Annotated in this window: 9 protein-coding genes; 3 read left to right on the top strand and 6 right to left on the bottom strand. The window is 60.1% G+C overall.

Features of this window, described 5'->3' with window-relative positions:
- On the top strand, window positions 1-878 hold an 878-nt coding region (locus tag ACNKID_RS06740; protein WP_417912671.1), incomplete at its 5' end, for a hypothetical protein.
- A 12-nt stretch (window positions 879-890) separates the two neighbouring features.
- On the opposite strand, the gene ACNKID_RS06745 is transcribed toward ACNKID_RS06740, so the two are convergent.
- Window positions 891-3,245 carry a sulfurtransferase TusA family protein gene (locus tag ACNKID_RS06745; protein ID WP_417912672.1) on the bottom strand — a complete coding sequence of 785 codons (2,355 nt, stop codon included), beginning with the start codon at window positions 3,243-3,245 and terminating at the stop codon, window positions 891-893.
- Between the two features lie 208 nt (window positions 3,246-3,453).
- On the opposite strand from ACNKID_RS06745, the gene lepB reads away from it, so the two are divergent.
- Complete coding sequence (lepB, locus tag ACNKID_RS06750; RefSeq protein WP_417912673.1) at window positions 3,454-4,095, top strand: signal peptidase I; 642 nt, start codon at window positions 3,454-3,456, stop codon at window positions 4,093-4,095.
- A 229-nt stretch (window positions 4,096-4,324) separates the two neighbouring features.
- Here the strand turns inward: lepB and ACNKID_RS06755 are convergent, their stop codons facing one another.
- The 5 genes from ACNKID_RS06755 to nifH all read right to left on the bottom strand — a co-directional run bounded on the left by ACNKID_RS06755 (window position 4,325) and on the right by nifH (window position 9,352).
- Complete coding sequence (locus ACNKID_RS06755; protein ID WP_417912674.1) at window positions 4,325-5,698, bottom strand: nitrogenase component 1; 1,374 nt, start codon at window positions 5,696-5,698, stop codon at window positions 4,325-4,327.
- A gap of 340 nt (window positions 5,699-6,038) precedes the next feature.
- Entirely contained in the window at window positions 6,039-7,655 is a 1,617-nt protein-coding gene (nifD, locus tag ACNKID_RS06760; RefSeq protein WP_417912675.1) for a nitrogenase molybdenum-iron protein alpha chain, read from the bottom strand.
- Window positions 7,656-7,707: 52 nt separating this feature from the next.
- Window positions 7,708-8,082, bottom strand: a complete 375-nt coding sequence (locus ACNKID_RS06765) for a P-II family nitrogen regulator (RefSeq protein ID WP_417912676.1) — start codon at window positions 8,080-8,082, stop codon at window positions 7,708-7,710.
- 2 nt (window positions 8,083-8,084) lie between these two features.
- A complete protein-coding gene (locus tag ACNKID_RS06770) occupies window positions 8,085-8,411 on the bottom strand; it encodes a P-II family nitrogen regulator (RefSeq protein WP_417912677.1) in 327 nt (108 codons plus the stop codon).
- A gap of 116 nt (window positions 8,412-8,527) precedes the next feature.
- A complete protein-coding gene (gene nifH, locus ACNKID_RS06775; protein WP_417912678.1) occupies window positions 8,528-9,352 on the bottom strand; it encodes a nitrogenase iron protein in 825 nt (274 codons plus the stop codon).
- A gap of 537 nt (window positions 9,353-9,889) precedes the next feature.
- Here nifH and ACNKID_RS06780 point away from each other — a divergent pair.
- Window positions 9,890-11,014, top strand: a complete 1,125-nt coding sequence (locus ACNKID_RS06780) for a LeuA family protein (protein ID WP_417912679.1) — start codon at window positions 9,890-9,892, stop codon at window positions 11,012-11,014.
- Window positions 11,015-11,265: the final 251 nt, after the last annotated feature.

Consider the following 11,265-nt stretch of genomic DNA (forward strand, 5'->3'; position numbering starts at 1 on the left):
TGGACAGCAGCGGTCTGCCGCAGGTTGCTTATCATGATAGTGACAACAGCGGCAAGGCCAGCATGATGCGCTTCGACGGCAGCCAGTGGGTGCAGGTTGGTCCAGCTGGCTTCACGCCGGGCGCGGTTTTTGATGTCAGCCTGGCCTTTGACAGCAGCGGCAAGCAGCTGCTTGCCTACACAGACTTGGCCGCAGCAAGCAAAGCGAGCGTGATGCGCTTCAACGGAACAGACTGGGAGCAGGTTGGAGAGCAAGGTTTCACGTCGCAAAAGGCGGAGCATCTCAGCTTGGTCGTAGACAGCACCGGGATGCCTTATCTTGCCTATACCGATGAGACCGGAAGCGGGCAGGCGGCCAGCGTGATGCGTTTTGACGGCAGCCAGTGGACGCAGGTCGGGCCGGTCGGCTTCACGCCTGACACGGCTTGGGAGATCAGCTTGGCCGTGGATGCGGCAGGTGCACCGCATGTCGCCTATGCGGATGCTGCCAACGGCTACAAGGCCAGCGTGATGCGCTTCAACGGAACAAACTGGGAGCAGGTCGGGGAGGCGGGTTTCTCAGCAGATATCGCTGTCAGCACTGGCTTGGCCTTTGACAGCAGCGGCGCGCCCTGTGTGGTGTACAGGGACGAAGCCAGCAGCGGCAAGGCCAGCATGATGCGCTTCAACGGAACAGATTGGGAGCAGGTCGGCAGGCAGGGATTCTCAGCAGACGGAGTCATGCACCTCAGCCTTGCTCTTGACAGCAGCGGCGCACCCTGTGTCGCCTATCAGGACGGGAGCGACGGCGGCAAGGCCAGCGTGATGCGGCTTGCCGCTGCCGATCCTGACCTTGCCCCTGTGCTCACGCCGGTGTACAAGCTGCTGCTGAGGAGATAAGGACCTTCCGCCTCAGCTCTTTTCGATCAGCACAGTCCACTGCTTGCCGCGCCGTTCCTGGCTGAGGATGCGGTGGCCTTCTGAGCGCAGTGAGTCTGGCACGTTCTCTATCGGCTCGCCGTCATCTAGAATGATCTCCAAGAGCTGACCAGGCACCATGTCAGCCAGCAGCACCTTGGTGCGGGCAAAGTTGAGCGGGCACTTCACCCCGCTCAGGTCTTTGCGGCGGTCAGGCTGCCGCTGCGTCTCCTGCGGCTGGGAGGCTGCTGCGGACTGGGCTGGCTCGGCAGGCGCGGCGGTCTCGTCAGGAAAGCGCATGGTGCTGTCCATGCGCTGATAGAGTGCCAGCATGGCCCGGCCAAGCGCGGCGGCCTGCTCTGCGTGCTGGCACAGCTCGCGGCCTGCGCTGAGCAGCTCCACCGGCAGGCGGTACGCAGTGCTGACAAGTCCGCTGTCGATGAAGTGCTTGATGAAAAGCTGCGCAGCCTCCTCCTCGCTCCGCGCCTCCTCGCCCCGCGTCACTAAGAGCATCCGGGCCGAGCGGAAGACCAGCTCGCGCAGCACAGTCTCGGTCACATTGCCGCTCTCCAGCTCGCGCAGCCGCTTGCGCAGCTCCTTCTCATCCACCTCGATCATGTCGTACATGCCTGCTGAACACTCGGCCCGGCCCAAGTCCTTGACTGAGAAGAGCTGCTCTGCGCCGTGGTCAAAGTAGTAGTTCTTGTCCTCCTCAAAGGACGGCAGCTGGTTGTACTGCTCCGCGCAAAGGGCGGCGACGGCCTCTTTGCCGCCGCTGCTCCACCAGCTGCTGAAGCTCTGCGCCGGATGCGCGGCGCGGAGACGCAGTGCATCAACCACAAAGCGGGGCAGATCGTAGGCGTGCACCCAGCCGACTGTCTCGCCCAGCCTGAGCTGGCCGTGGCTGAGGCCGCCGTTGCCAAGGACGTTGTAGCTTGGCACAGCACGGCCCTGCACATGGCGCACCTTGCCATGAAAGGCGAGGTCACCCAGCCAGTGACAGGCGCAGGCGTTGGGGCAGCCGCTGATGCGGATCTGCACGTCATCAGGCAGAGGGAAGTCCGCCTTGTCTAACGCCTTGAAGATGGCCTGCGCCGCAGGCCGTGGCCGGTTGATGCCTACTTGGCAGGTCTGCGCCCCGGTGCAGGGGACAAGATTGGCGTAGATGACCGGCTTGCCGCTCAGGGTTGCGCAGGCGGCGATCACGCTGTGCAGATTGGGCAGGAACAGCTCCGGGATGTTGCGCAGATAGAGGTTCTGGTCTGCGCCGCAGCGCAGCGTGTTCGCGCCAAAGTGCTGGAGGAACTCTGTCAGGCGCAGGCAGTCATCCGGCGACAGATCACCCAGCAGCAAGGGCAGGCGGACAGCGCAGAGGCCAGCCTGCTTCTGCCTGCTGACATGCCGCTCGCGCCAGAGCGCAAAGCCGGGCGCAGCCTCGGCCAGCGGGATAAGATCAAACCTACGCTGCTGGTTGGCGGCATTGTCTATCGGCATAACCTGCAAGCCTGGCGTGCCTTGGGCCAGCACCTTGGCAAACTCCTCCTCGTACAGCTTGCGGAAGGCTGCCTCGCCCATATCTTCGTGGATGAGGAACTTGAGCCGGCTGCGGTGCTTGTTCTTGCGGTTGCCGTGGGCATGAAAGATGTTCTTGATCGCTCTGACTGCATGGTAGACCTGCGGCTCGGTCAGGAAGTCGTGCAGCAGGATGCCGGGCTTGGGTTTGGCTCCCAGTCCTCCGCCCGCATAGAGCTGGTAGCCTCGCACGCCTGCCGCGTTCAGGCAGGCGATAAAGCCGATGTCCTGCACGAGGATGAAAGCCGCGTCGTCCGGGCGCGAGGTGAAGCCGGTCTTGATCTTGCGCGGCAGATCCCAGCTGTCCGGCTCGGCGCACATGCGGCTGGTCAGAGCCAAGGCAGCAGGCTGCACGTCAAAGACCTCCGCTGGACTGATGCCGGAGTCCGGGTTGGCGACGATGTTGCGGACAGTGTTGCCGCCGCCGCCAAGGCTGGACAGTCCGGCCTCGCGCAGCAGCCGCAGGACGAGGACAAGGTGCTCCTCCGGCACACCGTGCAGCTGAATCTCAGCTCTGGTGGTGACATGCACCCGGCTGTCGCCGTATTTACGGGCCAGCTCGCCAGCCGCAGCCAGCTGATGCGGCGTGAGAATTCCGCCTGCGCAGCGGATGCGGAACATGTAGGTCGTGTAATTCCTCTCCAGATAGATGCCCATCTTCACCCGCTTGGCGGTGAAGGCGGTCTCGTGCAGCCGTCCGGCGCGGAACTCGGCCAAGTCCTGCTCAAAGCGGCGGATGTCAGCCTCTAGCGAGGCGGGTGTCTCGTAATGCAGCATCAGGTCTCCTCCTTTGTGGTCAATACGGGCGCGGCAGGCCGCGCAGTTTCGGCCATTATAGCAGACGCAGGGGTATTCCCTCCATCCAAACTGCGGCCATGCGCAGTTGCCGCTTGAAGTTTATCCGCTTTTCGGCTATCTCTCTTTCTGCTTTCGCCGCAGGCGGAATGCAGTTCCCTCTCATCCACCATCCAAGCATCTGCCCATCATGCGCAAATCAATCATCCGCGAGTACATTGAGGCGATACTCATCGCCGTGGTGCTCGCCCTTTTCATCCGCACCTTCATCGTCCAAGCCTTCAAGATTCCCTCCGGCTCGATGCTGGAGACCCTGCAGATTGGCGACCATCTGCTGGTGAGCAAGTTCATCTACGGCATCAAGCTGCCCTTCACCGGCAAGGTGCTGGTGCCGGTCAAGGAGCCGAAGCGCGGCGACATCATTGTCTTCAAGTATCCGAAAGAGCCTGATGTGGACTACATCAAGCGGGTTATTGCCGTGGGTGGTGAGACGGTGGAGATTAAAGACAAGAAGGTCTTCATCAACGGCAAGCCTCTGGCTGGTGATCAAGATTACGGGCAGTTCAAAGAGGAGCGGATCATCCCTGCCTCGGCTGGGCCCCGCGACAACTTCGGCCCGGTGACCGTGCCGGAAGGCAAGCTCTTTGTCATGGGCGACAACCGCGACAACTCCTACGACAGCCGCTTCTGGGGCTTTGTTGATCTGGAGGCAGTGCGAGGCAAGGCCTTCATCCTCTACTGGTCGTGGGACACGGATAAAAATAAGCAGCTGTTTTCAGTTGACCGCTTCGCTTCCATCCGCTGGGGAAGAATAGGCAATCTGGTGAAATAAAAGCAGGGACTGGAGCAAGGGAGGCCAATGATGCCGTCCTTCCAGCTCCGGCCTTTCCTTGCCGCAGCCTTTTCCGCAGCAGGATCTCCGCCGCTGCGGGAGCCTTGCTTCTGACATCCCGCACCACCAAAGCCGCCTGCATGGCGGCTTTTCTTTTTGCTCCAGCCGAAAGCAAAAGGCAGAGCCTCGCGGCTCTGCCTTTGTCTCAGCACGCTTTCTTTGTTCCTGCCTACAGCACCAGCTCCATCTTGTTCTCCGCGTCGTCGCGGTCTTTCTTGTCCAAGAGGAGGTTCAGTATCTTCTCCAGAAGACGCAGGCCGCCCTTATAGCCCACGGTGGGGAAGTACTGATGTCCCTGCCGGTCAAGTATGGGGAAGCCCCAGCGCATGAAAGGCACGTCCTCGTCCCGCGCAATGTACTTGCCATAGCTGTTGCTGACCAGCAGGTCAACCGGCTCATTCTTTATCCACTGATGCAGAAGAAAGAAGTCACCTTTGGCCCGGACATTCACTGGGCAGGGCATGTCCTTCGTGAGTTCCTTGATCCGTTTCTCGAACTTCTTGCCTGGCGTGCCTGTGACTATGTGCACCGGCAGCATATCAATAGAGACGAGGAACTCAGTCATAGCGATGAGCTGATCAGGGTCTCCTGCCAAGGCCACTTTCTTATGGTAGAAATACTGGTGCATATCCGAGATCAAATCAACCAGCTGGCCTCGCTCGACCATGATCTCTTCCGGCACAGTCACCCCAGCCATGCTCCGCAGCGCGTCAATGAAGCGGTCTGTGGCCTTGAGGCCGAAAGGCATGTCAAGCACCTTGCAGGGCACCTTGTAGGCACTGTCCAGCTCGCGGGCCGCATCAGCCGAGCACCACTCGCCAAGAGCGATGGTGCCGACAGAGTCCGCAGTGGACTTCAGCTCAGCTATGGTCACGCCGCCGTCCGGGAACATCTTGTATTCCCCGGTCAGAGGGGTGTTGAGCACGCCTGAGGTGTCTGGGAACATGATCGTGCTCACGCCCATCAGCTTGCTCAGCCGCTTCAGCTCCTCCATGTCGCAGGGCTCAACCCAGCCTGGAATCAGGTTGACCTTGCCGTTCTTCTTACCGGTCGGCTCAGCCAGATCCGTCATGGCCTTGACCATGTTTGAGAAGCCGGTCACATGCGAGCCAACATAGCTGGGCGTGGCTGCGCCTATGACGTACTTGCCTTCCGGTATCTTGCCTTCAGCAATCGCCTTCTTCCTGATCTGCGGCAAGTCCTCGCCAATGGTCTCAGACAGGCATGTGGTGTGGACAGCGACAATCTCCGGGTTGTAGACCGAGAAGATGTTGCTGAAGGCCTGCATCAGGTTTGCCTGGCCGCCAAAGACCGACGAGCCTTCGGTGAAGGAGCTGGTTGCTGCCGAGACCGGCTCCTTGTAATGCCGGGTGAGCGCGGAACGGTGATACGCGCAGCAGCCCTGCGAGCCATGACTGTGCGGCAGACAGCCATGGATGCCAAGAGCGGCGTACATCGCCCCGATGGGCTGGCAGGTCTTGGCCGGGTTGATGGTCAAGGCGCTGCGCTCAGTGATTTCTTTCGGTGTATGTCGTAAGAGCATTTTCTTGCCTCGTGTTTGTCGATTTTCTGCAAGGGCGGCCTATGCGCTGCCTCGATGCGTCTTCATGCAGAGATGCTTCCGTACTTCTGTCTAAGATACCTAGGTACCTTAGGTGAAGATACCTAGGTACCTTTGATCAAGCTGCCTAGGTACCTTTATGCAGCCTGCCGTAGGGGCGAAACATCTTTCGCCCAAACAGCATTCAGGTGATACCGACAAGGGCAAAAGATTTTTTGCCCCTACGGTGTTTGAACGGCCAGTACAGGAGCGAAACATCTTTCGCCCTCGCGTCTTATTCCGCCACATGCTGGGCAGGCACGGTGGCCTGCCCAGCTGCAATTCACTGCGACACGTACGCGCCAGAGAGCTGCGGGTTCTCCTGCCACGGTGCTTTCATATAAGACCAGACTTTGCTGCTCACAAGGCGATCTATCTCTTGATAGAAGTTGATTGCGCCTTGGAAGCCTGCATAAGGGCCGCCAGAGTCGTAGCTGTGCAGCTGTTTCATGGGCACGCCCAGCTTCTGGATGGAGAACTTCTCCTTAATGCCTGCGCAGAATATGTCCGGCTTCATCAGCTTGACCAAGGTTTCCGCCTCATGCTGATTAAGGTCGTCGATGATCAGCGTGCCTGCTTCCATGTCCGGGGCAAGCCCCTCGTAATCCTTGAACTTAACTCCTTTCTGCTCCAAGGCCTGCATGGCTTCCGCTGTCTTGCGCGGCTTGAAGCGCACAGCATCGGCCTCTACTTCAATCTCCTCGATATTCCGGCTGTCCGCATCCACTTCAATAGTGGGAAGAACCCTGCGGCCCTCGTAGTCGTCGCGGTGCGCGAACTCATATCCGGCGGAGATGGTCTTCATGCCAAGCTCATTGAACAGCTCTTGGTAGTGATGCGCCCGCGAGCCGCCCACAAACATCATCGCCTTCTTGCCTTCCGTATGCGGCAAAGCAGCTTTGGCCGCCTCCTCAACCGCAGGCATTTCCTCGGCAATCACCTCTTCAACCTTGGCAATCAACGCAGCGTCCTCGAAGTACGCAGCTATCTTTCTCAAGGACTTTGCTGTGGCCTTGGCACCGATGAAGTTCACCTTGATCCAGGGTATGCCGAACTTGGTCTCCATCATGTCCGCCACATAGTTGATCGAGCGGTGGCACATGACGCAGTTCAGATCTGCCTGGTGGGCTGTGGCAAACTGTTTATAGGTGCTGTTGCCGGAGAAGGTGGCAATGTTGGTGATGCCGCACTTCTTCAGTATCCGGTCTATTTCAAAGCCGTCGCCGCCGATGTTGTACTCACCGAGCAGGCTGATCTTGTACTTGCCTTCCACAGGCCGGTCATCCTCGCCGACTATATGGCGGAAGACCTGGTTGTTGGCGATATGATGCCCGGCTGACTGGCTTACGCCCTTGTAGCCTTCGCAGCTGAAGGCGTACACGTTGCAGTCACCGAACTTCTCCTTCATCTTCCGCGACACCGCGTGGATGTCGTCGCCAATCAGCCCGACTGGGCAGGTGGCGAACACGGCAATGGACTTGGGATGAAAGAGGTCGTAGGCCTCCTGAATCGCCGCTGCCAGCTTCTTCTCTCCTCCGAAGATGATATCCTGATCCTGCATATCGGTGGAGAAGGCGTACATCATGAAGTTCTCACCGTCTGGTCCTTCCGGGCCAGGATCTGTCTGGTTCCGGCGGGTCAGCCAAGCATAGAAGCTGCATCCGATCGGGCCATGCACCAGGTTGACGATGTCCCTTGTGGGCCCCATGATGACACCCTTGCAGCCAGCATAGGTGCAGCCGCGCATGGTGATGATGCCTGGTATGGTGCGCACGTTGGCCGTGATCTCCGGGGTGCCGTTCTCCAGCGCCTCATTGATCATGATCTGCTTGCTCCGCTTTCTCGCAACCTTTGGCGGGTATTGGGCCAGCAGCTCCGCCTTGACCTTCTCAGGTGCCATCGGCGCTGTTGCTTTCTTTGTCATCTCGTTCCTTCCTCCCTCAGTAGAGTCTTCAGACTATGGCTGCTGCGCCCTTCTCAGCAGTGCGGACGCGCACCGCGTCCATGACCGGCAGCACAAAGACTTTGCCGTCGCCTGGTTTGCCGGTCTTGTTCACTGCGATAACCGCCTGCACCACGTCCTCAACCTGCTCGTCCTCAACCACCACCGTCACCATGCGCTTGGGATAGAGCTTGCCTTTCTCGCCCAGCACCGAAGCGGCTTCCTCATAGCCTTGATCCACGCCTTCCAGCACCTTGGGATTGACAAAGCCCTTGCCCCGTCCCTGGCATTCGTGGGCGAAGAAAGCGGCGATGCCCGCGTCGCTCAGTGCCTTTTTCGTCTGGTTCATCATATTGATGCGAACCACCGCAATCACCTCTTTCATGATCAGCTCTCCTTCTGGCCGGAGCTGACCGTATACACCTCTTCCACAGGGCTGACAAAGATCTTGCCGTCGCCAAAGGCACCCTTGCCGGCGGTGCGGGCCGTGTCCATGACCGTCTGGATGACAAAGTCCTTGTCCTCATCCTTGATCACCATCATCAGCATGGTTTTCGGTATCTCATCATAGGTCACGTCACCTATCTTGATGCCCCGCTGCTTGCCGCGTCCGGCCACGGAATACTTGGTCACTGCCGGAAAGCCCGCGTCCATGAGGGCGGCCAGCACTTCGTCTGATTTCTCCGGTCGTACTATTGCTCTGATCATCAGCATGGTATATGTCTCCTGATATAGTCGTTGTTCTGTAGGGGCGACCCCCTGTGGTCGCCCTTGGCATTCAAGGGCAGGCACGGGGGCCTGCCCCTGCCGTCACCGTGCGTCGGCCTGCATCAGTTCATCAGCCCGTAATCCATCAGCAGCTTCTCCAGCTCCTCGATCTCCAGCGGCTTGGGAACGACGAACATCTTGTTCTGGTCAATGGACTTGGCCAGTCCCCGGTAGGCATCAGCCTGCTCGGCGGCAGGATTCCATTCAATGACCGTCTTGCGGTTGATCTCGGCGCGCTGCACATCGTTGTTCCTTGGCACGAACCAGATCATCTGGGTTCCCAGCTTCTCGGCAAACTTCTGGATCATCTCCTTCTCATTGTCCACAGCGCGGGAGTTGCAGATCAGTCCTCCCAAGCGCACTGCGCCAGTCTGGGCAAACTTCATAATGCCTTTGGAGATGTTGTTGGCAGCGTACATGGCCATCATCTCGCCGGAGCAGACGATGTAGATCTCCTCGGCCTTGCCGTCGCGGATAGGCATGGCGAAGCCGCCGCAGACCACGTCGCCAAGCACGTCGTAGAATGCGTAGTCCAGCTTCTCGCTCTCGTTGTAGGCGCCCAGCGACTCCAGCATGTTGATGGAGGTGATGATGCCGCGTCCGGCGCAGCCCACGCCTGGTTCCGGGCCGCCTGACTCCACGCACCAGGTGCCGCCGTAACCCTTCTTGCGGATGTCGTCCAGCTCCACATCCTCGCCCTCTTCCCGCAGGGTGTCGAGCACCGACTTCTGGGCCAGGCCGCCGAGCAGCAAGCGGGTTGAGTCCGCCTTGGGATCGCAGCCCACGACCATCACCTTCCTGCCCATCTCCACCAGTCCAGCCACCGTGTTCTGGGTGGTCGTGGATTTGCCGATGCCGCCCTTGCCGTAGATAGCCACCTTTCTCATCTTCGTGTTCCTCCTGTGTTCTATAGGATGTCCCGGAATGCTCCGTGTCAGTGCTGCGTGTTCTTTGCCATGAGTAAAGCAAGGCCCGTGCCAAGCTGGGCTGGAGAAAAAGAAAAGCCGCTATTCCGGCTGGTTGGGCTACACTTTGCAGAAATGTCAGGAGAGAGGCTCACGCAGCTGCGGAAACCCTTTTGCAGAAAAGTCTACAATAAGGTGGAGCGGCCACCTTTATGAAGTATGGAAAGACGGACTGCCTCTCTTTGCGCTGGGAGATGGAACCAAGCAGCGGCTTCGTTCTTCAGACGGGCACGGACCCCGGCCAAACGCCATTGCACAATTTTGTCTGCCCAGCAGCGCTCTTTTACGCGGTATTGTAAGGCGAGGCGCAGGCAGCCTGCTGCATTGCCTGCAAGAAGCAGCGTGATTCCATGCAGTCATCCGGCATGCGCCGAATTTGTCAAAACTGGCACATCTTTTGAATGCTCCTTGCTGCATGATGCCGTTTTTGTCAGCATCGTCCTCTCAGCCAAGCAGCGCATGAAGCCTCCTCAGATTATAGACAGCACCCTGCGCGAAGGAGCGCAGGCACCGGGCGTGCGCTTCACTGCCGCAGCCCGCCGGAGCATTATTGCCGGGCTGGCGCAGGCAGGCGTGGACGAGATTGAGCTGGGCGCGGCCTCGCCGCTGCATGGCTGGCTGCCGGAATCAGTCAAAGAAGCCCGCGCAATCGTTGGCAGCAGGTGCAGGCTTGCCCTCTGGTGCCGCTGCAAGGATGAGGACATCGCCTTTGCGGCGGCCTGCAACCCTGATTTCCTCTCGCTCTCGCTGCCCGCCTCTGACCGCCACCTGCGCGAGCGTTTGCGCAAAGACCGCAGCTGGGCGCGGCAGACGCTGGCGCGTTCAGTGCGGCTGGCCTTGTCACTGGGCATTGCGCACATTTCTGTCGGGCTGGAAGATGCCTCGCGGGCCGAGCTGGGCTTTGTCATCGAGCTGGCCACGATTGCCGCAGCCAGCGGGGCAGGGCGCGTCCGCTTGGCAGACACGGTCGGCATCTGCTCGCCAAGCACAATGCGCAAGCTGGTGCGGGCTGTGAAGGACGCGGTCAGCCTGCCGGTCGGGGTGCATTGCCACAATGATTTCGGCATGGCCACAGCCAATTCCATCGCCGCGCTGGAGGCAGGCGCAATCAGCCTTGACGCGGCAGTGCTGGGCCTGGGCGAGCGGGCGGGCTGCTGCCGTTTAGAAGAGGCCGCCGGGTATCTCGCCTTAGTGCTGGGCAACCGCCGCTACAAGCCTGAGCATCTGCCCGCGCTCTGCCAGACTGTGGCTGAGGCAGCAGGCCGGAGCATCGCCGCCAGCCATCCCCTTGTTGGCGCGGAGATATTCACCTGCGAAAGCGGCCTGCACCAGCATGGGCTGGCCGTCTGCCCAGAGACCTACGAGCCGTATGCGCCGGAGCGGGTCGGCGGCCAGCGCAGCCTGCGCTTCGGCAGCAAGACTGGTTTCAGGGCTGTGGCGCTTCAGCTGGAAAAGCACGGCCTGCACTTAGAGGAGCATGAAATCAGACAATTGACCCGGCAGGTTCGCGCCAGCGGCGGAGCGTTCAGCGAAAGCGAGCTGCTCCGTTTTGCGGCAGCACATGCGACCGCGCCGCCTCTGTAGGTGCGGTTCGCGAACCGCACCTGCGGAGGCCGCCAGCCGCTGCGGGCGAAGCCAAGCAGTCCGAGCATGGTCGGAGCAAACGTCGCAGCATGCTGGGACCTGAACTCCGACCATGCTGGGACCTAAACTCCCAGCATGCTGGGAGCAAGCATCGCAGCATGCTGGAACCAAGCGTCGCAGCATGCTGCGACCAAGCGTCCGACCAAGCTGCGACCGAATGCCTCTGTAGGTGCGGTTCGCGAATCGCCCCT

The organism is Candidatus Electronema sp. TJ (assembly GCF_048287355.1).
In the GTDB taxonomy this organism is placed as follows: Bacteria; Desulfobacterota; Desulfobulbia; order Desulfobulbales; family Desulfobulbaceae; genus Electronema.